The organism is Marinobacter sp. bablab_jr008, assembly GCF_016464145.1.
Classification (GTDB): domain Bacteria; phylum Pseudomonadota; class Gammaproteobacteria; order Pseudomonadales; family Oleiphilaceae; genus Marinobacter; species Marinobacter nauticus.
In genome coordinates this window covers 185,975-211,135 of the sequence record NZ_JACDWW010000070.1, presented here as the reverse complement: position 1 = coordinate 211,135, position 25,161 = coordinate 185,975, and the positions used below count along the sequence as shown (strand labels likewise).

Below are 25,161 nucleotides of genomic sequence, written 5' to 3'. Positions count from 1 at the left end.
TGAGGTGTGAAAGCTCGGAAACTGGGGGGAATTCAATCGAGAAGAGCGGAATTCAGCCCTGGTTTGAGGCTATCAGGTAATGAAGCGAGGGATAGAACCGAGGGATAGAACGACAGCAGTCTGCGCGGGTTCTCTGGAAAAAGGCTTTTATTCTTCCTATCCTCTCAGACTGAACCACAGCGGCCCAGGTGTTTTCCTCACGTTGCAGTTGCTCCAGCCAACGGGCAAAGGCCTGTTCGTCGCCGGCCAGGTACAGACGCTCTGCTGTGTGCCCCCAGTCTTGCAGGGTCTCCTGATGCTTGCGGGCGATAAAACTTATCTGCTGTTCGGTGGTGGTCCCCAGAAAGGAAATCACCCAGAACAACACCAGGGTTCCCAGCGCCAGGGTGCCTGACAGCTTCCACCACAAACGGTGATTCACTGGAAGCAATACCCCTTGCCGTGCACCGTCTGGAGACGATCGCCGGCAACACCAGCCTCCACCAGCTTGCGACGTACCCGGCTCAGGTGCATGTCCAGACTTCGGTCATAGCGACTGAATTCCTTCTCCAGCACCACCTGGTAGAGATAGGGTTTGCTCAAGGGTTCGCTCTGGTGCAACACCAGAATCCAGAGCAGGCGAAACTGGATCGGAGTCAGGACGACCGGATTACCCTGAACGCTGACGGTCATGGCGTGGCGGTCAAGCTTCAGCTCACCGGCAGACAGTGTCGCAGGGTCTGCACGTTGATCGGTTTCGCCCAGGGTGCACCGCAGCAACGCCTCGATTCGCAGCAGCAATTCGGTGAAACTGAAAGGCTTTGGCACATAGTCATCGGCCCCCTGCTGATACCCCATAATGCGCTCTTGCTCGGCACCACAGGCGGTCAGCATCATGACCGGGGTCTGGCGGGTTTTACGGAGCTTCTCCAGGAATTCGAACCCGTTCATCCGCGGCAGCAGCACATCCAGAAGAATCAGGTCCAGCCGTTGGCCCAATGCGGTAACCAGTGCCTGATCACCCTCATAGCGCTGCACCACGTGATAGCCGCGGGAGGCCAGTAATCCGGACAGCTGATCACTGAGGGATTGGTCGTCTTCGACAATCAGAATCTTCGGGTTTCGGTTGGCCAGCGTTGCCATGGTTTGACATCCATTACCAAATGATAACGAATATCATATGCAACAGAGGGCGGTAGCTCAAGTGTCAGGGCTCACTCGGCAGGCGCAGAAAGCGCTTCCTGCAGCAAAGCCAACAAATGGGCGGGCATGCCCTCGGCCAGCTTCAGGGCAGCACGGTGGCCACGGGGCGTCATTTTGGCCCAGGTCCGGCGCACAATGCGCAGCCATTTTTCTTTGTCGTAATCGGGATTATCTTCAAAGAACTGCGCAAAATAGCGCTCCAGAAACACCATACACGCCACGTCTTCCAGCAACTGGGTATCTTCGTCTTCCCGCAGTTTACGCTTGGTCAGAATGGTTTCGACCCGCTCGCACTCGGCTTGCGGATAGCCGCACTTCGCCATGATCTCAGCCGCCCGGCGGCCATGCATTCGGCCGCACGCCTGTCGCCACTGATAGTAATTCTTGCGGCCCTCACCATAGTCACTCCGGGGCATGGTCCAGCGCTCGATATGCTGGGCCCGACAGGCAATCTGCATGCGTTCGGAAGGTTCCGGCTCCAGCTCAAACAGCCAGCGGGTCATGTGCAGGCTATAGGCGTATTCCCTGGGAAGGGATTCACCGCCTATTTCCTCACGGTTGGGATCCTGCTGGTTTGCCTGGTCGATGGCATTGATCGCACATTCAAGGTTGGCACTGTTGCTCATCATTCAGTCCTTCAAGTCGCACGGCTCGCTCCTGGCGCCCCCGTGTGAACAGGGCGCGCCATCCCATCAAGCGATACTATCAGCCGGCTGGACTTCAGGTCACCGGCAAACGTCAGGCCTGCGCCGAAGGCCGAGCCTTGATCCGGTCGAACCAGGCCTGCAGGTGTTCCTGTTCCGGCTTGATACGGATATTGACCACCCGGGCAAAGGCTACGGTGGTGAAAGCGTTAATGTCGGCGGCGGTGAACCGGTCACAGCAAAGGTATTCCTTGCCCTCGAGCTGCTTGTTCAGGAAATGCATGAATTTCTCGACACCCTGGCCGCACTCATCCCCCCACTCCTTGATGGGATTCATCCGATCCTTGAAATAGCCGGTGGTGTGCTGAAAGCACATGCCGGTGGGCATCATGAAATAGAACTCGATCCAGCGCAGCCACTGCTCCACCAGAGCTTTCTCCAGCGGTGATTCACCCAACAGACTGGGCGTGTCCGGATAGCTTTCCTCAAAATAGCGGCAGATGGCCATGGTTTCGGCAATGCAGGTGCCGTCGTCCAGTTCCAGTACCGGCACTTTCTTCATCGGGTTGCGGGCAACAAATTCCGGGCTCAGGTTCTCCCCTTTTTCAATATCCACCTGCACCAGTTCAACCTGGTCCAGCAAGCCTTTCTCGGCCAGGAACATGCGCACCCGGCGTGGGTTGGGGGCGGTTCGGGTCTCGAAGAGTTTCATCTTGTTATTGGCTCCGTTCACTCAATGAATTGACGGCAATGAGCGTGACTGCAAAAAACAGTTGCGTCAAGCAACCCCTATTAGCCAGACAGGGCACCGGGCAACCAGTTTTTCATCTGCCGGATGATCCAGTCGGGTTCATCCAGCGGCAGATCGTGCCCGGCATCCGGATGCAGCCGGAGCGTCCAGCACCAGCGTCGTTCCAGTTCGGCGCTGCAATGCCAATGCACAATACGGTCACCCTTACTGGCAAGCAGCAGGGCATCTGCCATGGGCCGCTCGGGCAAGGGCTGAAACCGGGCCGCCGCCCGCAACTGGTTTAACGCCGTGCGATAGCTGACCGGGCGCTGGCGCTGGATGCTGTACCAGGCTTTGCACAAAGACAGGGGAATTTCACGATTTGACGTCAGGCGCAAGATATCCCGCTCCCGGTGAAACAGCTCTCGACGGGCCAGCAGCTGAGTGACGCGCGGCCAGGCCAGCGGGCGCATGCGTTTCCAGAAAGGACTGAAACCGGAACTGGTGTTGACCAGAACCAGGTGCTGGAGCTCCCCGGGTTCGGCATGCTGGGCCCAGTCAAGGGCCACCATACCGCCCATTGACAGAGCCAGCAGGCTGAAGGGCCTGGGTATGTGATTCACCTGTTCACAGACGCGCCGCCGGATCTCAGGGATGGAGTCGGGTGAATCCTCGCGGAACAGCGTGCCGGTGCCCGGCAGATCGACGGTGTAAAACCGGTGTTCAGGAAAGGCCGAGCGAAGCTGTGCCGGAAAATGGCCCCAGTGGCCCTGCTCCCGAGTCAGGCCTCTCAGAAGGATCCAGTGCATGTCATCGGCTATCCCTGTACCAGTGCATAATGGCAGCTTCCCTCAGCATGGACTCTTCCTCCGGCCCGGGCAACCAGTTCTCATAACTGGCGGCGGCGTTAAGCAGAAAATCGATCCACGGCATATGACTGCGCAACACGCGCTGGTGACGATGGGGAACCAGTGGATTGAAGAAGCCTTCCAGCCGGAACAGCTGACGCGGGCGTTTCCGAATCCAGCGCCAGGATCCCATTTCCAGGGTGAGCGGCAGAAAAACACCGTCGCTGGTTCGGTTAACCTGTTTGTAAAAGTAGTCCCATAGATCACCATGGGTCAGATAGTGGGTAGATTGCGGCTCAAACCGGTACGTGTGATTGGGGTAGGCCTGTTCCCAGATCAGCTTGAGCGCCATGACCGAGCCAATACGGCGCATGGGCCGGCGGCGGTAGGCGTAGGGAAACCATATCTGGTCCTGCCAGCCAAACCCGGAGTGACAATCCAGCGCCAGGCTGAATGGACGGCCCGGGAGCAGTTCCCGGATCACCGACTCGAGGGCCAGGTTCTCGGCTTCCATCCTCTGTTCGGGATCACCGGTATACCAGGGCAAGCGTGGTGAAAGCCGCTGCCCTCCCAACAGGAAGGCACTGCGATCCTGGGCCGTAATCGGCGCATTGCGCATCAGATCAACCCCGTTCGGATTGCTGCGCTGGTTCAGGTACATGCCACCCGGGTTCAGCATGGGCAGGAGCGTGATGTGCACCCGTTCCAGCAGCGCCTGCACGCTGTCGTCCCAGGCCATCCGGGCGAGGAATGAGGCCAGCCAGGCCATCACCACCTGCGTACCAATACGTTCCAGCCCGTGGACACCGCCAATCAGCACGACAACGGGCGCATCCGGACGCTCGGTACCCAGGTCGACCCGATAGACCGGCAGCTCCAGGTCCCGAACGTTCACACGGGACAGGACAGAACTGGAGACACCCTCCGGCGCCTCCGCCAGCAGCCGCTCCAGCTGGATCAGCTCCGGCAGGAAGGTGCGAAGCCTTCGTTTCTGGCCTCTGTCCCGGCGGGCTTGCTCCGCTGGTATCACAGCGTGGGGCGTCAATGCTTTCAGTTCGGTCATTTCAGGCTCTCTGGCAACGGCTGCTGACAGTGTGCGCCAGAAATGCTTCAGTCCGTTGACAGTGCCGAACCTGTTATTGCAAATAGTATGCAAGGGTATACTATGAAAATGCACCTTCGCAGATTACCGTGACCCAGTCCGCTCATGCCCAGATTCCCGTTGCTCATCCTGGCCCTGTTGATGGCCGCCTGCTCACCCGATGAGGCTACAGAACCAGGGCGGCATGAAGCCACGGAAAGCGCCACGCGTCAGCAACCTGCCCCCCACCCTGATCAACACCGGATCATTCTCGCCGCCGACCCCTGGTGCCCCCATAACTGCCGGGCTGGTGCGCCGGAGGAAGGTTATATGGTGGATATTGCGCGGGAGATTTTTGCCGCATCCGGCTTTGACGTTGAGTACAGAAACTATGGCTGGGCCCGTTCCCTGAGCCTGGCCCGGGAGAACCGGATTGATGGCGTTATCGGCGCCCTGAAAGGCGACGCCCCGGACTTTGTCTTTCCGGAGCGCCCCATGGGCACCGCCCGTATCGGCTTGTACACGCATCCGGAGAGTCAATGGCAATACCGGGGGCTGGAGTCGCTTAACGGAAAAACCCTGCTGGTGATCAACGGTTACTCCTACTCTCCGGAGCTGGATCGTTATATTGCAGACTATACCGATGATCCCGAACGAGTGTGGGTCCTCTCCGGAGCAGCGCCCCTCGGGCGAGCCCTCAGACTACTGGCACAGGAACGTACCGATACCTTCGCCGAAGACCAGGCGGTCATGAGCTGGTTTTTGCGGGAGCATTCAGGATATCCACCTCCAAGACTGGCCGGGATCGCCCACCAGGCCCCCGTCTACATCGCCTTCTCGGCTGGCAACTCAAGATCGGAGGAACTGGCCAGACTACTGGATGCAGGTCTGGCCAGGCTGGCTGAAACTGGCCGTCTGGACGTGATCAAGGCGTCCTACGGGCTTTCCACCTCAGACTGAAAAGCCTTTATGGTATCGCCAGCGGGTGTTTGCAGCAGCAATTCACCATGCCGGCCGATCCGGCCATCCGTTACCTCTTCCAGCAGCTCCAGGAAACGCCTTTCCTGATTCATCAACGCCGGCGCACAGGCCATCATGGTGGTGGCCTGGAGACTGAAGGACAGCCCTTCTCCCGTCAGGTTATAACTTCCCATATAGCGATTACAGGAAGCCCGGCCAGCTACCCGGTTGTCCGCCAGAAACCTCAGGGTCATTCTGGAGCGGTCAATAATGCCGGCACCGGCAAGGTCTTCCACCACCCATTCGGCACCCCGGAACAGTCGCTGACGATCCCCGCCACAACCCTCAAACGTCTCATCGCCGAGTGTCAGACGCACCTGAGCCGGATACTGAGCACCGGCCATCTGGTCTTCACACAACTGATGAGCGATCCGCACTTCCATCCGCTCGTCACCCAGCGTGGCTTCATAGGCGCGACCATGACGATTGGCAAGAATCTCGTTCAGGCGGATATCTTCGGTGACTTGCTGGTCGTAAGGACGGGTCAGCCGCATCTGGCCATTCTCGATGACAACAGACCAGAACGGTTCCGTGCCTATCCCACGAAACGAGGATTCAATGGCGCCCGGCTCCAGGCACTCGGGAAGCGTCTCGCCACGCAGGCTCAGCGTTGCCCGCTCCCCCTTGCTCCAGAACCGGGTATCCGGGTCGCCGGGCGCGACAAACAAGGCGCCGGAGGCGCTCTCGGCCGGCTTGAGCAGAACCCGGCGATTCAGGTATTCCAGCCCTACCAGTTCGTCGTCACCGGAGCTGGTGACCGTAACTTCGAGCTGGCCACACTGGTAACGGCCAAACTCCGACAGGCCCGTTTTCGTCGGGCTGGAGACACAGGCACTGATCAGTGCACCCGCAAGAACCACGACAGACAGCGATACACCTTGTCGCAAAAACATGAACACATCCTCTGTTGTTCCAGACTACAAGTCGCCATTGTAGAGATTCCATCCTGGATTCACCACGATCGAGGCAAAGCGCTGAGGCAGAAGCGTATCTGTGTCACGTCATCGCCAAGGCGACCGGAACTACTCCTGTTCAGCGGCTGGCGAGGCCAGGATGGTAACGCCCTGCCCGGTCTCAAGCACCAGACGGCCATCTGCGGCGAACTGATACCCGTGAACGTCGCCCAGCAGTTTCAGAAACCGGTTTTCCTGCTGCATCAGGGTCTCGGGGCAGGCCATTCGCGTCGCGGCCATCTGGGAAAACACCAGTTCTTGACCCTGAATGTGCCAGCCTCCGTTGTAACGGTTGCAGGACGATGAGCCAAACACCCGCCCTTCATCGGTGAACCCGATGGTAACCTCACTACCCTCAAGCACCGGCTCACCATCAATCTCTTCCACCAACCACTGGCTACCGGCCAGCGACCCGGGCTTTCCACCCTCTTTCTCGGCATTGAGGGAGCAGCCCCAGAGCGACCCGGTAATCAGCAACATCGCCATGACATTCTTTGCAAGACTCATATAACCCCCTGATAGATAGTGAGATAACCATTACATTCTACGCCTGCCGTCTTGGGAATTCGCATACAGAAAGGTTAATCTTGAGTTACCAGACATCCGGAGCAACACCATGGCGATCAAACTCTATCAGTTCTGCATTTCGCACTACTGCGAAAAGGCGCGTTGGGCCCTGGACTACAAGGGCATCAACTATCAGACCGTCAACCTGCTCCCGGGCCAGCATGTAAACACGATTCGCAAACTGACCGGGGCCGAGTCGTCTGTACCGGTACTCGAACACGACGGCCAGATCATCCAGGGGTCCGCACAGATCCTGGACTACCTCGACAAGGTCTTTCCAGACAAGCCCCTGTTGCCGACGGATCCAAGCCTTCAGGCCAGGGCCCTGGAATGGGAACAAAAGCTGGACGAACAGGCCGGCCCCGCTCTGCGCACCTGGGTGTACCACTATTTTCTGCAGCGCCCGAAAGTGGTGGTACCCATGCTGGCAGCGGGTACGCCGTTCTATAATCGCATCCTGCTTAGCCTGGCCTTCAGCCGGGTTGATGAGATCATGCGCAAGTGGATGAAGATCAACCAGAAAACCGCCGATAGCTCACAGGCAACCCTGGAGGCCCTGGTCAAGGAACTGGCAGAGATCTACCAGCAACGTCCGTTCCTCGTCGGTGACCAGTTTACCCGCGCCGATCTCACTGCATGCTCACTGCTGGCGCCGTTGTTCCAGCCGCCCGAGTACCCGGTACCATGGCCAAAGCCAACCAGGGTTCCGAAGCCTGTGCAGGCCTGGCTATCCGAATGGCAGGCTGCCATCGATCCCATCGCCGCGGTGTATCGCCAGAACCGGTGACGCTGGCCAGGCGGTGGCGGAATAGGCCAGCAACCCTGGCGCAATAGGACATCGCCTTTACCCGGCGCTGTGCGATGATGACTCCCAACAAAAATAATTCGGGGAGCGGCCATGGTGTTGATCGACATGATGCGGACAGTGCTGGAAGACAGCGGGCTGATCAGCCTCTGGCAGTTCCTGGCCCCCTGGCTGGCTCTTGACGAACGACAGCTGATTTTCGTCATCGCCACCCCCGTGTTCATTGCCGTTACCTTGTGGGAATACCTGAAGATACGGCATGACCCACGGTTGATGAACGTGCCGGAGGCTATTCGCAACTTCGCCCTCGGTGCCGGCTACCAGGTTACGGAGCTACTTTTTGCCGGCCTGATCGCCTTTCCCGTCTACGCGCTCTGCTATCACTATCGCTTGCTGGAACTGGAGCTGAACTGGGCGACCGGATTTCTGACCTTTCTCGGCGTGGATTTCTGTTTCTACTGGATGCACCGTGCCAGCCACCGCATGCGCTGGTTCTGGGCCGCCCATGTAGTCCATCATTCGTCCGAACGCATGAATTTCTCCACCGCCATGCGCCAGAATGCCACCAACATTTTCAACGGCATGTGGATTTTCTATTTGCCCATGGCGCTGATCGGTTTCAACCCGGTGTGGATCGGCATCGCCTATGCTTTCTCCCTGGTGTACCAGTTTTTCGTGCATACCACGCTGGTGGGGCACCTGCCGGCCTGGGTCGAATTCCTTTTCAACACCCCGAGCCATCACCGGGTACACCATGGCCGCAATCCGGAATACATCGACCGCAATTACGGTGGCACACTGATTATCTGGGATCGCCTGTTCGGAACCTTTGTCCCGGAGAGCGACAGCAACCCACCGGAATACGGCATTACCCGGCAGATTCATTCCAATAACCTGATTGTGCTCTGGACCCACGAATATGTGGACATGTTCCGCGACATGGCCCGCCCCGGCAGCTTATTGTCCCGTCTTCAGCATTTATGGAATCCGCCGGAGTGGCAGCGCCCGGCACCTCAGAACAACAAGGATGCGGGCCGAAACCATGACCGAACACCCTCTGACGCTGAATACCCCTGATGGCCACACCATTGCCGGACGGCAATACCGGCCGGCACAGCCAGTTGCCATTCTGGTGATCAGCCATGGCATGGCGGAGCACGGTGATCGCTACCAGGAGCTGGCCCGCTGGCTCGGGGCTCACAACATTCTTGTCATCACCTATCACCACCGGGGCCATGGCCCCCACTGCCCGGCCGAACATCAGGGGCACTATGCTGATCAGAACGGATGGCAAAGGGTGGTGGACGACCTGACGCAAGTGGTAGAGACTGCCCGCAAGCAGCATCCAGGCCTGCCAGTAAATCTGCTCGGCCACAGCATGGGCTCGTTCATCGCTCAGAGTTATGCCCAGCAATACGGCGACCGTATCAACGCCCTGATCCTCAGTGCCACCAACCGCATCCACCGGCCCCAACTGCTGGCCTCGCGGCTACTGGTTAACCTGATTGCCGGCGTCCGTGGCCGGCGCCATCGCAGCCGGCTCATCGGCAAGATGACCTTTGGCCAGTTCAATCGTGCTTTCCGGCCCAACCGTACCGGCAGCGACTGGCTGAGCCGTGATCCCGAGCAGGTAGACCGCTACGAAGCCGATCCTTGCTGTGGTTTTGATTGCTCCGTGGGGCTCTGGCAGGACTTCATTGCCGGCATGCTGAGCATCCGACCGGCAACCTGGCATCGGGATCTGCCGGTACACTTGCTGTCCGGCACCGCCGATGCCGTGGGCGAGATGGGGAAAGGCGTCCGCCAGCATTTTCAGACCATCCGGGAGTCGGGCATCGAGCAGGTAACGCTGCGGTTGTTCGACGGCGGGCGCCATGAGATGCTCAATGAAACCAATCGCATGGAAGTGTGGCAATACGTGCTAACCTTATGCCGTATTCAGTCGCCCGCTCGCTCGGAGGCCGGCGACCTGCCACTGGCCCAGTCACTACCATAAGGAATCGCTATGAGCCGCCGTACCTGCTGGCGTTTTTTCCGTTTGCTGGCAATCTGGCTGCTTCTGCCCCTGAGCAACGTTTACGCGGGGAATCTGACCCTCGCCGTCGCTGCCAATTTCACCGACACCACCGCCAGTCTGGTGGAGACATTCGAGGCTGCAACCGGCCACCAGGTCACCGCCAGTTTTGGCTCCACGGGCAAACTCTACGCCCAGATTCGCAACGGTGCTCCGTTTGATGTGTTCATGGCAGCCGATGCCCAACGCCCCCAGTTACTGGAATCCGAGGGGATGGCCGTTCCCGGTTCGCGTTTCACCTATGCCAGAGGCAAGCTGGTGCTCTGGAGCCCCGAAACCGCGGCCTTCCTCTCGCCCATCGCTTACCTGAACGAACAGCCGTTCTCCCGGCTGGCCATCGCGAATCCTAAAACGGCCCCCTATGGCCTGGCCGCACAGCAGGTCCTGGAACACCTGGAACTCTGGTCACCTCTGCAACCCAAACTGGTCCGTGGCGACTCCATCGCCCAGACCTTCCAGTTCATTGCCAGCGGCAATGCCCAGGCCGGTCTGGTGGCGCTGGCTCAGGTCAAAGCCTGGCCAGATCAGGACGGAACACTCTGGCGCATTCCTCAAAGCTATTACGCCCCCATCGACCAGCAGGCGATTCTGTTGAAGCGTGGTGCCGACAATACTGCTGCCAGAGACTGGCTCGCCTTCCTGCAATCCCCGGAGGCTGTTGCGATTATTCAGGGCTACGGATACGACACGGCGGACTGATGCTGGAAACCTATTGGCAGCCGGTCTGGCTGACCCTGAAGCTGGCTTCACTGACAACCCTGGTACTGCTGCTGGTGGGAACTCCGATCGCCTGGTGGCTGGCGCGATCCCGTCACTGGCTGCGCCAGCCCATCGCTGCCGTCGTCGCCTTGCCACTGGTCTTGCCGCCCACCGTGCTCGGATTTTATCTTCTGCTGCTGCTTGGCCCGAACGGCTGGGTCGGCCAGCTGACCGAACGTCTTGGTCTGGGTTTACTGCCGTTCACCTTTGAAGGCCTGGTAGTGGCCTCGGTTATCTATTCCCTGCCCTTTACGGTGCAACCCCTGCAGAACGCTTTCGAGGGTATCCGTGAAGGCTTTCTGGAGACCGCTGCCACCCTCCGGGCCGGGCCCTGGGACCGGTTTTTCTTTGTCGTGATTCCACTGGCCCGCAACGGTTTCATCACCGCCAGCGTGCTGACCTTCGCCCACACGATCGGCGAATTCGGCGTCATCCTGATGATTGGCGGCAATATCCCCGGCGAGACCAAAGTGCTGTCGGTGGCCATCTACGATCACGTGGAGTCCCTGGAGTACACCCAAGCCCACTGGCTGGCAGCGGGCATGGTGGTGTTCTCCTTCCTCGTTCTGGTCACCCTGTACGCTCTCAATGGCAGGGCTCGGGCGGGGGCACTGCGATGACTTCCACAGCCATCGAGGCGCGCTTTGTCTGCCGGTTCCCCGGATTTGAACTGGATGTCGACCTGAAACTGCCGGGCAACGGAATTACCGCGTTGTTTGGTCACTCCGGATGCGGCAAGACCACGCTGCTCCGCTGCATCGCCGGGCTGCAGCAGGCCCAGGGACAACTTTCCGTATTCGGCACGCCCTGGCAGACAGACACCCTGTTCAGGCCGGTTCATCAAAGGCCCCTGGCCTATGTGTTCCAGGAGACGCATCTGTTTCCTCACCTGTCGGTGCGCCGGAACCTGACGTTCGGGCAACGCCGGGTTCCAGCCCAGCAACGCCAGATCCGGTTTGACGATGCCGTCTCCTGGCTCGGGCTGGCCCACCTTCTTGAGCGTATGCCAGCCGGACTGTCCGGTGGCGAACGGCAACGGGTAGCCATTGCCCGGGCCATACTCACCAGCCCTCGACTGCTGCTGATGGATGAACCTCTGTCGGCGCTGGATCAGAACTCAAAGCAGGAGATACTGCCCTACCTTGAGCGCTTGCGAGACCACCTGGCGACTCCGATGCTCTACGTTTCCCACTCCACCAGCGAAGTGGCGCGCCTGGCCAACCATATTGTGATGATGGACAAGGGGCGTGTTATCGCACAGGGACCACTGCAAGAGACTCTCGCGCGGGTAGACCAGCCGTTTCGGCTGGAGGAAGATGCTGGCGTGCTGGTTCAGGCAACACTGGACACACTGGATGACCAATGGCACCTCGCCCGTTTCAGCTTTGACGGTGGCAGCCTGTGGCTGCGACAGGATCCGCGCTTCCGGCCCGGCGACCCGGCCCGCATACAGGTACTGGCAAGAGATGTGAGTATCGCGTTGACGGAGCATCGCGACCAGAGTATCCAGAATCTGCTGCCCGCGCGGGTGGACCGTGTCGAGACAGACGTCACCCCCGGCACCACCCTGGTGCGACTGCTGGCCGGCAATACCCCGTTTCTATCCCGGCTCACCAGCCGCTCCGCGGCCCAGCTGGCACTCACCCCCGGCCAGCCGGTGTGGCTCCAGATCAAATCGGTTGCCCTGGTGGACTGAACGACTTCTGGCCCCTTCGGCCACAGAGTGTGACCAGTGATACCGCTACTCTGGCGTTTGAACACACCATGCCGGGAGCAGAGACATGCCGACCAAACGTGAACACTGGGTGACCAGTGGAGACCTTCTTCTCTACGCCGTTGCGGAGGGCAACCCCGAGGCAACGCCCATTGTTCTGGTACACGGCTACCCCGACAACCACAGTGTCTGGGACAAGGTGGCGGCAGCACTCAGCCAGGAATATCTGGTGATTCGTTATGATGTCCGCGGGGCTGGCCGCTCCGACAAGCCAGCTCGCACCCGGGACTATCGCCTGGCGCTGCTGGCAAAAGATCTGCAAGCAGTCGTCAACGCCATTGTCCCCGACCAGTCATTTCATCTGGTTGCCCACGACTGGGGCTCCATCCAGAGCTGGGAATCAGTGACGGACCCCGATCTTCAGCAGCGTATTCGCTCCTACACCTCCATTTCCGGCCCCTGCCTGGATCATGTCGGCTTCTGGATTCGCAATCAGATAGGCTCACCTGCGAACGGAGGCACCACCAAAGTACTGCGTCAGTTGGCGAGCTCCTGGTATGTTTTCCTGTTCCAGCTGCCGCTGCTACCGGAAATGATCTGGAAAGCCGGGCTTGACAAAGTCTGGCCGAACTATCTGAAGACACAGGAACAGGTTGAAGACGCCCGTTTCAGCCCCTGGCAGAAAGCAGACGGACAATATGGTGTGAAGCTCTATCGGGCAAACTTCCTGCCCAGGCTGCTGCGCCCAAGGCCCCGGCACACCCGCTGCCCCGTTCAGGTGATCATTCCCACGCGGGACGCCTACGTCGGCCGCCACCTGACCGAACACCTGGTGCACTGGACCGGTAAGCTCACGCTGCAGGAACTGGATGCCCCGCACTGGGCGCCACTGACCGAGCCCGACGCCATCTGTCAGTCTGTATCAACGTTTGTTGGGAATAACGCTTAGCGGACTTCAAAGCCCCTGATGATAACATTTACAAAAACAACAAGGGCGCCCGGAGGGCGCCCTTGTTACTGCAAGCCTCAATCGAACGATCAGGCTTTCTTGCGGCGGAATGCCAGGCCAGTCAGACCCAGACCCAGCAGGGCCAGGGTACCGGGCTCCGGCACAGAAACCGGAGGCTGCTCGGTAATTTCCTGTACCTTGGTGTCAACAAACGATGCGGTGAACGAATCTGCGTTAGTACCACCGGAACGGAGAATGTTCAGGTTCCAGGCGGCACCGCCGGAATTCAGGGCCAGATCGACGTAGTCGCTGCCAGTGGTTCCGTTACCACTACCGATGTTGCCAGCGCCTTCACACTTGGTGAAACCACCCAAACCATCGGTCAGAAAACCGTTATCATCGCTGTCGATACCAATGGCATTGGTAGAGGACCCACCACAACCAAAGCGGTTGTTTACTACCACGTTGAGCAGGGCGTTCTTGCTGCCCAGACCCGCCAGCAAACCCTCTTTAGTAAGGTTACCATTGGTGTTGTCACGATCCTCGTCGGTAACCAGCACGAAGTTAACTGCGGCATCCGCGCGATAGCTCAGTTTATTCAGTGCCCAGTCCAGCGCGCTCCAGCCGTCTTCCGTGCCACCGTTGGTAACCAGCGTCGACGTTGCAGCAGCAAAATCGGTGGAACTGCCCCACTCCTGAGTGCCCGCCGTTACTGAATCCATATCATGGGCATGGGGATCCAGATGGTTGCTGGATGACCTGCCCCCGAAACCAACCAGCGAGTACCGGTTGCTCACCGAAGAGCCAACGCCCTCACCGACCAGACCACTCTCAAGGCTTGCAATCATATTGCTGAGCCAGGCGTGCTCTCCACCCATGGAGCCGGATTCATCGACCAGAAACACAACATCTGCCGTAATCGGCGCGGCAACAGAAGCGGAACTCATCAGGGCGGCTGCGGCCAGGCCAGCAGTGCCGGCAATCCATTTTCTTTTCATGGTTAAACTCCTTTTTGTGAGTCAATGTGTGACTCAACCGTCCCTGCGCGATTCCTGCCAGAATTCAAAAGATGATTATATTTCAGTTAGTTAGAAACCACACACTTAATGTGTCTGCGCACAACTGTAAAGTGCTTCGACACCATCAAAGCTGAGAAGGTAACGGAGCAGAAAACGGCAAATATACCGACGGAGATGCTGGGAAAAAGCGGTGCCCGTCAACAGCGGAGCACCGTTTTATGCAGAGATTACAGGGAGGGAGAGAGCAATCAGCGGGTACCGTAAACCACCATGGTTTTACCCTTGACCCGCACCAGACCTTGATCTTCAAGAGTTTTCAGAACCCGACCGACCATCTCCCGGGAGCAACCAACAATGCGTCCAATTTCCTGACGGGTAATCTTGATCTGCATGCCGTCCGGGTGAGTCATGGCATCCGGCTCTTTGCACAGATCCAGCAGTGTTCTGGCAACCCGGCCAGTGACATCAAGGAACGCCAGGTCCCCTACCTTACGGGTAGTCTGGCGCAGGCGCGAGGCCATCTGTTCACCAATAAAGTACAACACCCGCGGATCCTGCTGAGCGATTTCCCGGAACTTGGTGTAGCTGATTTCTGCCACTTCGCACTCAGTCTTGGCCTTGACCCAGGCACTCCGGGAATCCATGTTGTCGAACAGCCCCATCTCGCCGAAGAAATCACCGGCATTAAGGTACGCCATGATCATTTCACGACCATCGTCGTCTTCAATAATGACAGTGACCGAGCCCTTGACGATGTAGAACAGGGAATCGCTTTTATCACCCGCATAGATGATGGTGCTTTTGGCTGGGTAACGCCGGCGATGGCATTGGGAAAGGAAGTAATCCAGGTGTTTGGTCTTCTGCTCAACCGGCTTGACAATGGTAGCCATAATGCGAGACATGCCTCCTCAGAGTCTGGCGATTCCTGATCGTTTTTATATCCCCGCCTGTCCGTGCGGGTTAGGGGTTTTACTGATATGCCACGCAACTTATAACAAGAAGGTAACTTCTGGGCAACTCAAAAGCGGATACAGGATGTATCTGAAGGCAATACCGCTTTGGTCCCAACCACATCATGCCGCAGGGAGTTAACTGTGCTAGCATCCTGCCCATTCATTCAGGCACCAGGGGTAACTCCGATGAAAGCAACCGTCGACTGGACAGGCAATGCCAGCTTCAAAGCAACCAGTGGCAGTGGCCACAGCGTTCAACTGGACGGCCCCCCGGATCACGGTGGCGAGAATCTGGGTCCGCGCCCGATGGAGTTGCTGCTGATGGGCGTGGGCGGCTGCTCCTCCTTCGATGTGATGAGCATCCTGAAGAAAAGCCGCCAGGACGTGATCGCCTGTCACTGTGAGCTTGATGCGGAGCGCGCTGATGAGGTGCCGGCTGTGTTCACCCGCATTCATCTTCATTTTGTGGTTAGCGGAAACAACCTGAAGGAAAAGCAGGTGGAGCGCGCAGTCAGCCTGTCTGCCGACAAGTACTGTTCAGCCTCGATCATGCTGGGCAAAGCCGGTGTCGAGATCACGCACAGCTTCGAAATCCAGGCCGCCAGCTAGAACGGCAGGTCAGATTCCGGCCAGCGCCCTGCAACCGCGGCTTTCCGTTATAAAAAATGTCATTGCAAATACTATTCAATGACACCTGCGGTATGCATAATACGCAACTTTCTCCGCCGGTCTGCGCAAAAGGTGAACAGCTCCATTCACCCGGTCAGTAGTCGGTGGCGGCCTCGGCAGGGAGAGTTCCTCTCCCTGTGATCATTCATCTCCATTTCCCGGAGGGGCTGAGCATGGAAACCAAACTCCAGCTGCACGGTTTCAACAACCTGACCAAATCCCTGAGCTTCAACATCTACGACATCTGTTACGCGCAGACCGAAGAACAACGCGAAGCCTATATTGATTACATCGACGAGATGTACAACGCCGAGCGTCTGACCCAGATTCTGACCGACGTGGTCAAGATCATCGGTGCCAATGTTCTCAACATTGCCCGCCAGGATTACGAGCCTCATGGTGCGTCCGTCACCATGCTGATCGCCGAGCACGAACTGTCCGACAGCGAAGCCAATAACGAAGAGTCCCCTGGTCCGCTGCCGGATACCATTGTGGCGCATCTGGACAAGAGCCACGTGACGGTGCACACCTATCCGGAAAGCCATCCCCATGACGGCGTGAGCACCTTCCGGGCCGATATCGACGTGTCCACCTGCGGTCTGATTTCACCGCTGAAGGTACTGAACTACCTGATTCACAGCTTCGACTCGGATGTGGTTACCGTTGACTACCGTGTACGCGGTTTCACCCGTGACGTGGACGGTACCAAGCATTACATCGATCACGACATCAACTCGATCCAGAACTACCTGACCGAGGATACCCAGAACGCGTATCAGATGATCGACGTCAACGTGTATCAGGAAAACCTGTTCCACACCAAGATGATGCTCAAGGAGTTCAATCTGGACAACTATGTGTTCGGAGTGAACGCCGGCGACCTGGACCCGGCAGAAGCCCAGTCCATCGAGGATCGCCTGCGCCGGGAAATGCTGGAAATCTTCTACTCCCGCAACGTGGAATAATCGCTCCGGAGGTGACGACGGGGTTCCCGTCGTCACCTTTTGATGCCTTCGTCAGTTTTTTTGACTTCCCCCGCCAGAATTCTGCGTTTTCATCCCTTCCACCATCCCGGTTAAATAGCCCCATGACTAACCGAGAGGAGGACGGGATCATGCTTCGCTCCCTGAAACAAACCATTCCCGCACTGGCCACATCCGATGGCGCCGGGGTTCGCATCAAACGCTCACTGGGCCAGCGCCAATCCGTGCGAATGGACCCATTTCTGATGCTGGATGAGTTCGGCTCTGACCAGCCACAGGATTACATTGCCGGCTTTCCGGCCCACCCGCATCGGGGCTTTGAAACCGTCACCTATATGATTGAAGGGCACATGCTGCATGAGGATCACCTGGGGAATCGAGGCAACCTTCGCAACGGCGGGGTGCAATGGATGACCGCGGGCCGGGGCATCGTGCATTCGGAAATGCCACAGCAGGAATCCGGGGTCATGCGGGGCTTCCAGCTCTGGCTCAACCTGCCTGCCGCCGAAAAAATGAAGGCCGCCGGTTACCGGGACATTCAGCCAGAGGAGATTCCGGTGGCGCGCCAGCAGGGCGTATCCGTCCGGGTCATTGCCGGTGAACTGGAGATCGGCGGCGGTTCCGTCACCGGTGCAGTCACCGGCGGCAGCACGGAGCCTCTGTATGCCGATGTCCACCTGGAATCCGGAGCGAGGGTATCGCTGCCCGTCCCCCAGGCGCTCAATGCCCTGGTTTACCTGTATGAAGGTGGCGCAAGCCTGGTAAGCGAAGACCGGAACCAGGCTCTGGCACTGTCCTCGGCAAACATTCTGGAGCAGGGGGACGAAGTTCTGATTGAGGCCGGAGAGGCCGGGGCACAGCTGCTACTGATTGCAGGCCGGCCCATCGGCGAGCCAGTTGTCCAGTATGGTCCGTTTGTGATGAACAAACCTGCTGAGATTGAGCAGGCGCTGGCCGACTACCGCGATGGCACCCTGACGGTCTGATCAGGCAAAGGTTTTGCCGGCCATCAGGCTCTGGACCATGGGCCGGATAATCAGGTCCATGGCCAGGGCCATTTTCGGCCCCGGAATCACCAGGGTATCGTGACGGGAAAGGCTGCTCTGGGGAATGGCCTGCAGTAACCACGGGAAATCCACATCCGTCGTTTCCCGAAAGTGAATCACCACCATGCTCTCGTCTTCACTGGGCACATCCCGGGCAACGAAGGGGTTGGAGGTGTCCACCAGCGGAATTCGCTGGAAGTTGATGTGGGTGTGAGAGAACTGCGGCACGATGTCGTGCACGTAATCGTCCATCCGATTGATGATGGTCTGAACCACGGCATCCTGGCTGTAGCCCCGCTGATGGGTGTCCCGATGGATTTTCTGGATCCACTCCAGATTGACAATGGGTACCACACCAATCAACAAGTCAACGTACTGGGCAATATTGTAGTTGTCGCTCACCACCCCGCCGTGAAGCCCCTCGTAGAACAGGGCATCGGTATCCGCAGGTAACGGGCCCCAGGGGGTGAAGGTTCCGGGTTTGTGGCCAGCGGCGATCAGGTCACGGTCTTCGTCATGAACGTACTGCCGGTATCGGCCATTGCCGGTATGGCTGTAGTCATAGAACAGAGCCTCCAGCCTATCGATATGATTCGCTGCCAGGGCAAAGTGGTTGCGTTCACCAAACTGCCCCTTGGCGGCAAGTCGGGCCATTTGTTCCCGGGTATACCGATGAAAGCTGTCGCCACTGACCATGGCGGCATCGATGCCCTCACTGGCAAACATGCGGCTGAAGATCTGCCCGGTTGTGGTAGTACCTGCCCCGGAAGATCCGGTAACGGCAATAATCGGATGGCGTCTGGACATAAAAAGCTCAGGTTCCCGGATGTGCGTCAGACAAGACTGGTCAGCAGTCGGGGCTTCTCAACCACAAAACCCTGAGCGTAATCCACGCCCAGTTGCCTCAGCATATCCAGAACCTCACGGGATTCAACCTGAGAGGCAATCACTTCCCGTTCCATATAATGCGCCATATCCACCATGGATCTGACCATGGCCTGATCCGTCTGGTTGGCTGCCAGCTGACCGGTAAAGGCACTGTCGATCTTGATCAGATCTACCGGCAACGATCGCATGAACTGGAAGGAGCTGGGCCCGCTGCCAAAGTTACCCAGGCAGAACCGGCAGCCAAGCTCTTTCATTTCCAGCATGAAATCCGCCACCGATTGCAGATCATGAATGGCAGAGGCTTCCGTCAGCTCGAACCAGAGACGCTCAATCGGTGCATCCTTCTCACTGAGCTTTTCGTAAATGAATTCCAGCAGTGACTGGTCGTTCAACGAATAGCCGGACAGGTTGATGCAGACACCACCCACATGGCGCGGATCCGGAGACTGGTCCCGCAGCCAGTCCAGCATGTGCCCCACCACCCAGCGATCCACTGCCTGCATGCGGTCATAGCGCTCGGCCATGCGGACAAAATCCTGGCCGGTAATCAGCTGCCCGCTGTCGTCGTACATGCTGATCAGAATTTCATACTGGGCCGCCATTCGGGTGTTGGCATGCAGAGGAATGATTTTCTGGCAACGCAGCAGCATGCGCTCTTCGTCCGGGTTACTCAGGCCGGCCACACGGGCCGCAATCTGTTCCTGCCGGGCCTGGTCGTCTGCGTCGAGCGTGTAGATCGAGAAACGTCCCGGGCCCTTGTCGCGAGCGGAATTGAGCGCCTGCTCGGCGGCTTTCAGCCATTTTTCGGCGCTGATCAGCGCGGGCAGTTCCGGCGCCAGGCCAACATTGGCATTTAATGTGTAACGCCGACCACCGTACTCAAAGGGTTCCGCTGCAATGGCTTCCAGCAGTGCCTTGGCAATTTCCGGCCCCTGTTCTTCAGGCACCAGCATGGCAAATTCATTGCCCCCGGGACGAGCCACCGGCATGCCGTCGCCCACATGCCGACAGATGAGCTCCGCCACCCGTTTCAGGGTTTCATCCCCGGCCTGGTAGCCCGCTGTGTCATTCAGCAATCGGAACCCGCGCAGGTCCAGTTGCAGCAATGCACGACTGTCTTCCCGGCGGGCCAGTTGCTGCTCCAGCATGCGCTCGAATTCCCGGCGGTTCAAAAGCCGGGTCAGTTCATCATGGGTGGATGCCCAGGACAGCTGGTCATAGACGTTGCGAACCATGCGGTCGATGCTCTCGTCTACCAGCGGCCGGTCATACTGATTGTCCGGTACGATAATGCCTTTGCGCATTTGTCTGGCCAGAGCCTCCAGCTCCAGCTCAACCACCCGCATACCCTGGTGGTTAACGAAGACAAACCGGCTGAAACCACGGGCAATCCACACCAGGCGGATGTACTGGGGATCTTCTGCCTTGGTCTGATCCCGCAGCCAGTCGCCGGTGCGCAATTGCTGGGCCCGGTTGATCCAGCGTTGCAGGCTGCGCTGTTCCCGTTCACTGAGCACCTGTTTGTCCGGGCGAGCACCACTGACCGCAGGCATCTCAACCATTTCCGGCGCCTTGTCAGGCCGACGCACCAGAAACTGCTTCAATTCATCCCGGATCTGGGAGGACGGCATGTGGTTACTGGAGATCGACGCCAGCCCATCCTGAATCAGCCGTAACAGTTCGGGCAGGTTAATGCTGCTGTCCGGGTCCTCGGCAAAAGCCATCAGCGAATCGATCACCGCCAGGTAGTCCTGCCATAACTGACTGTCTGGTCCCTGGCGAATCCAGGTCAGCGACAATAAATCCCTCCAGCCGCCTTCAAGCAGGCTGACCAGGGCCCTGGGAACCTTGCGGCCAGCCAGTTTGCTTTCCAGCGCGCTGGCCACGGCGGTTTTGGATTCGGCAACCTTCTGGGCACCCTCTGCGGCAGCAGTCACCCGCTCAACGTTGCGGCGATACACGAGGTTCTGCCGGTCAATCAGCGTGTCCAGCTCACCTACGGTCTGCTCAAACACACCGGTATCCTGTTCGAACTCGGTAGCAATGCGGTGAATCAGCTCATCCACCCGGCGCTGCACCACCGGGTTCAGCCGGCCACCCTTCACGCCCAGTTGTGCCAGGCGGTTCATCACACCACGAACCGGGCTGTCCTGGTCCTCAAAGAATTCGGGATCACGCATCACAACTTTCAGCACCGGCACTTCCAGCTGACGCATTCGGCTCTGGGCGTAGTCACTGAGCTTGGGGCTATCGACCACGCTCCGGAAAAACCGATCGACAACGTCCAGAGTGTCCTGCTGCTCAGCATTGAGCCGGGTGTCACCGGTTTCACGTATCTTTTCAACCACCCGGTCCCGCAAGGGCACGGCCGGCTCTTCCGGAGCCGCAGCGCGTAGCTGCAGCTCCTGCAATTCCCGGTGCAGTTCACCCTGAGACAGCGGACGGGCATTGGCCGCAAACGGCTCTGGCGTCGCCTCTCCATTCTCCACACGACTGGCCTGCAGTGTTGTCAGCAGATTCCTCACCGTGGCAAAAGCCGTCTGGGCTGCGCGGGCATACCCCCGGAACTCTCCAGCTACCCGGTTTTTCAGCCCGCGGGCCGTTTGCCCGGGTTTGCTTTCCGGCGCCTCAGGCTGCGGCTTTTCCAGAGGTGTTTCGGGCTCCCGCTTCAGCACCTCGGTCGGCGGTTCCTTCCTGGCCGGCGCCTGTTCGCTCAGATAACGGGACAGGTCCAGATCCGGCAACACACCATGCCGGATCAGGATATTGTTCAACTCCCGATACAACGGCTCCAGCTGTTTGATCACCGTCTGCTCAAACGTCTTCAGGCAGACCTTTTCAACGTCCCGGCTGACTTTCAGCTGGGCAAGCGCGTTATGGAAGGCTTCGCACACGAGGGCGGGACCGAGGGGATTATGATGGCCGGTGCGATTGGCGATACCTAACTTGTCCAGCCTCAGCTTGAGCTGCAGCAGGTCGCCACGGTACTGGGTATCAGCACGGGTAACCATCACCCGAATTGCCAGCCAGTCCTCAAACTCGTTTTTGTCTACCACCGACAACACTGAACCGGGCGCGCCTTTGGGCTCCGGTTTTAAGGGCGACTCCAGACTGCGGCTCATGTAATGCCAGAGCACCCGCTGGCGCCCCTGAATCTGGCCGGATGCATCCATCAACTCATTGGCAAGCTGGTCGTTTGGGGCTTTCTGGGCCGCAATACGCAGTGCCTCCACCGTCTGGACAAAACAGGCATCCATGAGTGGTTCAATAAACCGCGTGACGGTTTTGGCACACTGGTGAAGCACAAACTGAACGCGTTCACTGGGAGCGCGAAGTGATGACCGGGCCTGATCCCCGGAACTGCCACACAACTGCAGCATGGCGCTGAAGGCATCGGAATCGGGGCGGGTAAAATGCACGCCCATGGCACCGTCAATACGCCGCACCGGGCTGACATGAAGCTCGTATCGACGATTGCCCTCAAGACCGCGGAACCGAACCACCAGCTCGGTAACGCTGCCGCCGGCAAAGGCCCGCTCGATTTTGCCGGAGGTTTCACCCGAATAACGAATGAACATGCCTTCGGCACAGAAATCAGCAATCTGGCAGGGCCACGCCTCACCATTGCCGGCATCTATCTGAGCGGCAAGTTTTATCGGCTGTCGGGGGCTGCTGCGACGCTCTCTCGGATCCATGAACTACCTGACCAGTTGCAAAGCCGGCATGTTGCCGGATGCGGAAATCCGGCCAACGTCCCTGAGTGGGTGTAGGTTCGAGCTGTTATGATAAGGCCTGTGGCGGTCGGTTAAAAATCTGTAACAGCCGTCGGCGAATAAGGAATTGTACAGCCTCATACCCACAACATCATAATATGATGATTCATGAGACAGCTTAGTCAGATCTATCTCTTTTTGCTACTGGTAACACCCCTGAGTGGCTGTACGACCATTGGCTACTATAGCCAGGCCATCGGCGGCCACGTGTCCCTGATGATGAAGGCCAGGCCCATCCACCAGGTGATCACGGCACCGGAAACCGACCCGGAACTTCGTCGACAGCTTGAGCTGGCAGCGCAGGCGCGGGCGTTTGCGGCTCAGGAACTGGCCTTGCCCGTGGACGACGTCTTCAGTGAATACGCAGCTCTGGGCCGCCCATGGGTGGTAGTGAATCTGGTCGCCGTGCCGGAGTTTTCCCTTACCCCCCACCAGTGGTGTTATCCGTTTGTGGGCTGCCAGTCCTATCGCGGGTACTTCCGCCTGGCCGATGCCCGGCAGGAACAGACGGCCTTCCAGGAGCGCGATTACGATACCTTTATCGGCGCTGTTACCGCCTACTCCACCCTGGGCTGGTTCGATGATCCACTGCATACCGGGTTCACCTCCCTGGCGGATGACCGCATGGTCGCCCTGATGTTCCACGAGCTGGCCCACCGCGTGCTCTATATCAACGGTGATACCGCCTTTAACGAGAGCTTTGCCACTGCCGTGGAACTGGAAGGGCTTCGGCTCTGGCTGAAGCGGCAAGGGGCATCTGAGGGTTTTGAGCGCGCTCTGGCGCGATTACAGCACCGGCAAAAGACTCTGGAACTGGTCGCCGCCACCAGCGAGCAACTCCAACAACTTTATGCCCGCCAGGATACGATGGACAAATCCACGCTGCGGGCGCGCAAGGCCCAACTGCTCGACGAACTGGCCCGGGACTACGCCAACCTGGCCGACCAATATGAAGAGCCGGGGCCTTTCGGCCCGCCGCCGGTACGGCTGAATAATGCACAGCTGGCACTGTTCCGCCAGTACAATCAGCACGTTCCCGCCTTCCGACAGATGCTGAAAGAGCTGGACTACCACTTCAGCGAGTTTTACCGGGCCGTCGGGGAGCTTTCCCGGCAACCGGCGGACAGTCGATCTGCGCGGTTGAAATTGCTGTCAGAGCGGTTTGTAGAAAACCTTTGAATTGCGCTGGGTGTTGTATGAGGCCAGCTTTGGACCCGGCAGATCCTGCACGGCGGTGGGTACGAAACCGCGTTCCCGGAACCAGTGTTCGGTTTGGGTAGTCAGCACAAACAGTTTGTGGACACCCTGGCCCCGGGCCAGCTTTTCAACCATGGCGAGAATCTCGTCACCACGGCCGGCACGGCGGTAGGAGGGGTCGACCGCAAAACAGGACAACTCTCCGGCGCCCTCCTCCGGATAATGGTACAGCGCGGCGCAGCCGACAATGGTGCCGTCCCGCTCCGCCACCACAAACCGGTCAATTTCGGTTTCCAGCATTTCCCGTGAACGACGAACCAGCACGCCCTGCTCTTCCAGGGGCTGAATCAGCTCCAGAATACCCCCGATGTCTTCTACCCGTGCCTGGCGAATCTGTTCGTAGTTATCACCGCTGACCAGGGTGCCGGACCCATCGCGGGTAAACAGCTCCTCCAGCAGAGCGCCGTCTTCTACGTAGCTGATGATGTGGGCACGCCGAACGCCTTTGACACAGGCATCGCAGGCGGCCTTGAGCAAGGCCGCATCGTGGCCGGTGACGGCATTGTCGTTCAAGCGTTCGGACGCCTGACGGGCGGACAACTCACGTATCAGGCTACCATCTTCTTCGAGCAGGCCTTCATCGTCGATGAAGACAATCAGCTTCTCCGCCTGCAGCGCCGCGGCCACCTGGCTGCCAACGTCCTCATAGGAAAGGTTGAAGGCATCACCGGTGGGCGAATAGCCCATTGGAGGCAACAAAACAATATGCCCCAGCTCCAGCAACTGCTCGATGCCACGGGTATCAACACGGCGGACGCGGCCGGTGTAGCCAAAATCAATGCCATCCAGCACGCCAACGGGTTTGGCGGTGACGTAGTTGCCGCTGCTGACCCGAATCCGGGCGTTGTGCATGGGTGAATTCACCAACCCCATGGAAAGCTGGCTTTCCAGGTAGGCCCTGAGCCCGCCAATGGCTTCCATAACCATCGGTAGATGGTTATCGGGGGTGATGCGCAGACCCCGTGCGAAGGAGGATTCCAGGCCGGCATCATCCAGTCGCGACTGGATCTGGGGGCGGCCACCGAACGCCACCACCAACTTGACGCCAAGGCTGCTAAGCAAAGCGATGTCGTGGATGATGTTGATAAAATTGCGGTGCTCAATGGCATCCCCGGGCATGGTCAGGACGACGGTCCGGCCGCGATGGGCGTTGATGTACGGAGAGGAATGGCGGAATCCGTGCAGCCAGTCGTTTGATTTCAAACCTTTATTCCTTATACCCTGATAATGCTTGCCAAGAATGGAGA

Annotated in this window: 25 protein-coding genes; 12 read left to right on the top strand and 13 right to left on the bottom strand. The window is 58.7% G+C overall.

Annotation, left to right across the window (positions count from 1 at the left end):
* Positions 1–52: 52 nt before the first annotated feature.
* From JIF53_RS19490 to JIF53_RS14085, 6 genes are all read right to left on the bottom strand, one after another.
* Positions 53–421 (bottom strand): histidine kinase sensor domain-containing protein, encoded by a 369-nt coding sequence (locus JIF53_RS19490; protein ID WP_323127187.1) that lies wholly within the window; start codon positions 419–421, stop codon positions 53–55.
* Complete coding sequence (locus JIF53_RS14105) at positions 418–1,122, bottom strand: response regulator transcription factor (RefSeq protein ID WP_023012034.1); 705 nt, start codon at positions 1,120–1,122, stop codon at positions 418–420. Before JIF53_RS14105 ends, JIF53_RS19490 begins: the two co-directional genes overlap by 4 nt.
* A 71-nt stretch (positions 1,123–1,193) precedes the next feature.
* Positions 1,194–1,811 (bottom strand): DUF4202 domain-containing protein, encoded by a 618-nt coding sequence (locus tag JIF53_RS14100; protein WP_199452996.1) that lies wholly within the window; start codon positions 1,809–1,811, stop codon positions 1,194–1,196.
* A gap of 109 nt (positions 1,812–1,920) precedes the next feature.
* Positions 1,921–2,538: a glutathione S-transferase family protein gene (locus JIF53_RS14095; RefSeq protein ID WP_199452994.1), complete on the bottom strand. Its 618-nt coding sequence runs from the start codon at positions 2,536–2,538 to the stop codon at positions 1,921–1,923.
* 80 nt (positions 2,539–2,618) lie between these two features.
* On the bottom strand, positions 2,619–3,365 hold the full coding sequence (locus tag JIF53_RS14090; RefSeq protein ID WP_199452992.1) for an alpha/beta fold hydrolase: 747 nt from the start codon (positions 3,363–3,365) through the stop codon (positions 2,619–2,621).
* Position 3,366: 1 nt separating this feature from the next.
* Positions 3,367–4,467 (bottom strand): M14 family zinc carboxypeptidase, encoded by a 1,101-nt coding sequence (locus tag JIF53_RS14085; RefSeq protein WP_199452990.1) that lies wholly within the window; start codon positions 4,465–4,467, stop codon positions 3,367–3,369.
* Positions 4,468–4,611: 144 nt separating this feature from the next.
* Between JIF53_RS14085 and JIF53_RS14080 the strand changes: the two genes are divergently transcribed.
* Complete coding sequence (locus JIF53_RS14080; RefSeq protein WP_113879149.1) at positions 4,612–5,445, top strand: substrate-binding periplasmic protein; 834 nt, start codon at positions 4,612–4,614, stop codon at positions 5,443–5,445.
* On the opposite strand, the gene JIF53_RS14075 is transcribed toward JIF53_RS14080, so the two are convergent.
* Both JIF53_RS14075 and JIF53_RS14070 read right to left on the bottom strand, forming a co-directional pair.
* A complete protein-coding gene (locus JIF53_RS14075) occupies positions 5,421–6,398 on the bottom strand; it encodes an META domain-containing protein (protein WP_023009513.1) in 978 nt (325 codons plus the stop codon). The genes JIF53_RS14080 and JIF53_RS14075 overlap by 25 nt on opposite strands.
* A 129-nt stretch (positions 6,399–6,527) precedes the next feature.
* A complete protein-coding gene (locus tag JIF53_RS14070; RefSeq protein ID WP_011786952.1) occupies positions 6,528–6,965 on the bottom strand; it encodes an META domain-containing protein in 438 nt (145 codons plus the stop codon).
* A 109-nt stretch (positions 6,966–7,074) separates the two neighbouring features.
* Here JIF53_RS14070 and JIF53_RS14065 point away from each other — a divergent pair, with 109 nt between their 5' ends.
* From JIF53_RS14065 to JIF53_RS14035, 7 genes are all read left to right on the top strand, one after another.
* Positions 7,075–7,812 (top strand): glutathione S-transferase family protein, encoded by a 738-nt coding sequence (locus JIF53_RS14065; RefSeq protein ID WP_199452988.1) that lies wholly within the window; start codon positions 7,075–7,077, stop codon positions 7,810–7,812.
* A gap of 111 nt (positions 7,813–7,923) precedes the next feature.
* Positions 7,924–8,907 carry a sterol desaturase family protein gene (locus JIF53_RS14060; protein WP_153740232.1) on the top strand — a complete coding sequence of 328 codons (984 nt, stop codon included), beginning with the start codon at positions 7,924–7,926 and terminating at the stop codon, positions 8,905–8,907.
* Complete coding sequence (locus tag JIF53_RS14055) at positions 8,873–9,826, top strand: alpha/beta hydrolase (protein WP_199452986.1); 954 nt, start codon at positions 8,873–8,875, stop codon at positions 9,824–9,826. Before JIF53_RS14060 ends, JIF53_RS14055 begins: the two co-directional genes overlap by 35 nt.
* A 9-nt stretch (positions 9,827–9,835) precedes the next feature.
* Positions 9,836–10,603: a molybdate ABC transporter substrate-binding protein gene (modA, locus tag JIF53_RS14050; protein ID WP_199452984.1), complete on the top strand. Its 768-nt coding sequence runs from the start codon at positions 9,836–9,838 to the stop codon at positions 10,601–10,603.
* The gene (gene modB, locus JIF53_RS14045; RefSeq protein WP_199452982.1) at positions 10,603–11,283 is read left to right on the top strand and encodes a molybdate ABC transporter permease subunit; all 681 of its coding nucleotides are present in this window, start codon (positions 10,603–10,605) and stop codon (positions 11,281–11,283) included. Before modA ends, modB begins: the two co-directional genes overlap by 1 nt.
* Complete coding sequence (gene modC, locus JIF53_RS14040; RefSeq protein ID WP_199452980.1) at positions 11,280–12,359, top strand: molybdenum ABC transporter ATP-binding protein; 1,080 nt, start codon at positions 11,280–11,282, stop codon at positions 12,357–12,359. Before modB ends, modC begins: the two co-directional genes overlap by 4 nt.
* 85 nt (positions 12,360–12,444) lie before the next feature.
* On the top strand, positions 12,445–13,326 hold the full coding sequence (locus tag JIF53_RS14035; protein WP_199452978.1) for an alpha/beta fold hydrolase: 882 nt from the start codon (positions 12,445–12,447) through the stop codon (positions 13,324–13,326).
* Positions 13,327–13,415: 89 nt separating this feature from the next.
* Here the strand turns inward: JIF53_RS14035 and JIF53_RS14030 are convergent, their stop codons facing one another.
* Entirely contained in the window at positions 13,416–14,324 is a 909-nt protein-coding gene (locus tag JIF53_RS14030) for a PEP-CTERM sorting domain-containing protein (RefSeq protein ID WP_199452976.1), read from the bottom strand.
* A 269-nt stretch (positions 14,325–14,593) separates the two neighbouring features.
* Positions 14,594–15,235: a cAMP-activated global transcriptional regulator CRP gene (gene crp / locus JIF53_RS14025; protein WP_007153756.1), complete on the bottom strand. Its 642-nt coding sequence runs from the start codon at positions 15,233–15,235 to the stop codon at positions 14,594–14,596.
* A gap of 249 nt (positions 15,236–15,484) precedes the next feature.
* On the opposite strand from crp, the gene JIF53_RS14020 reads away from it, so the two are divergent.
* From JIF53_RS14020 to JIF53_RS14010, 3 genes are all read left to right on the top strand, one after another.
* Positions 15,485–15,907: an OsmC family protein gene (locus JIF53_RS14020; RefSeq protein ID WP_199452974.1), complete on the top strand. Its 423-nt coding sequence runs from the start codon at positions 15,485–15,487 to the stop codon at positions 15,905–15,907.
* A 233-nt stretch (positions 15,908–16,140) separates the two neighbouring features.
* Positions 16,141–16,932: an adenosylmethionine decarboxylase gene (gene speD, locus JIF53_RS14015; protein ID WP_011786962.1), complete on the top strand. Its 792-nt coding sequence runs from the start codon at positions 16,141–16,143 to the stop codon at positions 16,930–16,932.
* A 149-nt stretch (positions 16,933–17,081) separates the two neighbouring features.
* Complete coding sequence (locus tag JIF53_RS14010; RefSeq protein WP_199453004.1) at positions 17,082–17,936, top strand: pirin family protein; 855 nt, start codon at positions 17,082–17,084, stop codon at positions 17,934–17,936.
* Here JIF53_RS14010 and JIF53_RS14005 read toward each other — a convergent pair whose 3' ends face one another.
* Both JIF53_RS14005 and JIF53_RS14000 read right to left on the bottom strand, forming a co-directional pair.
* Positions 17,937–18,803, bottom strand: coding sequence for a phosphoribulokinase (locus tag JIF53_RS14005; protein ID WP_199452972.1), 867 nt, complete (start codon positions 18,801–18,803; stop codon positions 17,937–17,939).
* A gap of 26 nt (positions 18,804–18,829) precedes the next feature.
* The gene (locus tag JIF53_RS14000; RefSeq protein ID WP_199452970.1) at positions 18,830–22,579 is read right to left on the bottom strand and encodes a DUF1631 family protein; all 3,750 of its coding nucleotides are present in this window, start codon (positions 22,577–22,579) and stop codon (positions 18,830–18,832) included.
* A 186-nt stretch (positions 22,580–22,765) separates the two neighbouring features.
* Between JIF53_RS14000 and JIF53_RS13995 the strand changes: the two genes are divergently transcribed.
* Positions 22,766–23,836, top strand: a complete 1,071-nt coding sequence (locus JIF53_RS13995) for an aminopeptidase (RefSeq protein WP_199452968.1) — start codon at positions 22,766–22,768, stop codon at positions 23,834–23,836.
* Here JIF53_RS13995 and argA read toward each other — a convergent pair.
* Positions 23,810–25,117, bottom strand: coding sequence for an amino-acid N-acetyltransferase (gene argA / locus JIF53_RS13990; protein WP_199452966.1), 1,308 nt, complete (start codon positions 25,115–25,117; stop codon positions 23,810–23,812). The two genes, JIF53_RS13995 and argA, sit on opposite strands and share 27 nt — an antisense overlap.
* Positions 25,118–25,161 lie beyond the last annotated feature (44 nt).

What these genes read in the sequence shown, in the direction of transcription:
- JIF53_RS14075 (WP_023009513.1), bottom strand. Translation starts at nt 6,398, where the DNA reads ATGTTTTTGCGACAAGGTGTATCGCTGTCTGTCGTGGTTCTTGCGGGT.
- JIF53_RS14080 (WP_113879149.1), top strand. Translation starts at nt 4,612, where the DNA reads ATGCCCAGATTCCCGTTGCTCATCCTGGCCCTGTTGATGGCCGCCTGC.
- JIF53_RS13995 (WP_199452968.1), top strand. Translation starts at nt 22,766, where the DNA reads ATGAGACAGCTTAGTCAGATCTATCTCTTTTTGCTACTGGTAACACCC.
- JIF53_RS14035 (WP_199452978.1), top strand. Translation starts at nt 12,445, where the DNA reads ATGCCGACCAAACGTGAACACTGGGTGACCAGTGGAGACCTTCTTCTC.
- modA (WP_199452984.1), top strand. Translation starts at nt 9,836, where the DNA reads ATGAGCCGCCGTACCTGCTGGCGTTTTTTCCGTTTGCTGGCAATCTGG.
- crp (WP_007153756.1), bottom strand. Translation starts at nt 15,235, where the DNA reads ATGGCTACCATTGTCAAGCCGGTTGAGCAGAAGACCAAACACCTGGAT.
- JIF53_RS14065 (WP_199452988.1), top strand. Translation starts at nt 7,075, where the DNA reads ATGGCGATCAAACTCTATCAGTTCTGCATTTCGCACTACTGCGAAAAG.
- JIF53_RS14085 (WP_199452990.1), bottom strand. Translation starts at nt 4,467, where the DNA reads ATGACCGAACTGAAAGCATTGACGCCCCACGCTGTGATACCAGCGGAG.
- JIF53_RS14020 (WP_199452974.1), top strand. Translation starts at nt 15,485, where the DNA reads ATGAAAGCAACCGTCGACTGGACAGGCAATGCCAGCTTCAAAGCAACC.
- modB (WP_199452982.1), top strand. Translation starts at nt 10,603, where the DNA reads ATGCTGGAAACCTATTGGCAGCCGGTCTGGCTGACCCTGAAGCTGGCT.
- JIF53_RS14105 (WP_023012034.1), bottom strand. Translation starts at nt 1,122, where the DNA reads ATGGCAACGCTGGCCAACCGAAACCCGAAGATTCTGATTGTCGAAGAC.
- speD (WP_011786962.1), top strand. Translation starts at nt 16,141, where the DNA reads ATGGAAACCAAACTCCAGCTGCACGGTTTCAACAACCTGACCAAATCC.
- JIF53_RS14060 (WP_153740232.1), top strand. Translation starts at nt 7,924, where the DNA reads ATGGTGTTGATCGACATGATGCGGACAGTGCTGGAAGACAGCGGGCTG.
- modC (WP_199452980.1), top strand. Translation starts at nt 11,280, where the DNA reads ATGACTTCCACAGCCATCGAGGCGCGCTTTGTCTGCCGGTTCCCCGGA.
- JIF53_RS14055 (WP_199452986.1), top strand. Translation starts at nt 8,873, where the DNA reads ATGACCGAACACCCTCTGACGCTGAATACCCCTGATGGCCACACCATT.
- JIF53_RS14090 (WP_199452992.1), bottom strand. Translation starts at nt 3,365, where the DNA reads ATGCACTGGATCCTTCTGAGAGGCCTGACTCGGGAGCAGGGCCACTGG.
- JIF53_RS14095 (WP_199452994.1), bottom strand. Translation starts at nt 2,538, where the DNA reads ATGAAACTCTTCGAGACCCGAACCGCCCCCAACCCACGCCGGGTGCGC.
- JIF53_RS14005 (WP_199452972.1), bottom strand. Translation starts at nt 18,803, where the DNA reads ATGTCCAGACGCCATCCGATTATTGCCGTTACCGGATCTTCCGGGGCA.
- JIF53_RS14010 (WP_199453004.1), top strand. Translation starts at nt 17,082, where the DNA reads ATGCTTCGCTCCCTGAAACAAACCATTCCCGCACTGGCCACATCCGAT.
- JIF53_RS14100 (WP_199452996.1), bottom strand. Translation starts at nt 1,811, where the DNA reads ATGATGAGCAACAGTGCCAACCTTGAATGTGCGATCAATGCCATCGAC.
- JIF53_RS14030 (WP_199452976.1), bottom strand. Translation starts at nt 14,324, where the DNA reads ATGAAAAGAAAATGGATTGCCGGCACTGCTGGCCTGGCCGCAGCCGCC.
- JIF53_RS14000 (WP_199452970.1), bottom strand. Translation starts at nt 22,579, where the DNA reads ATGGATCCGAGAGAGCGTCGCAGCAGCCCCCGACAGCCGATAAAACTT.
- JIF53_RS14070 (WP_011786952.1), bottom strand. Translation starts at nt 6,965, where the DNA reads ATGAGTCTTGCAAAGAATGTCATGGCGATGTTGCTGATTACCGGGTCG.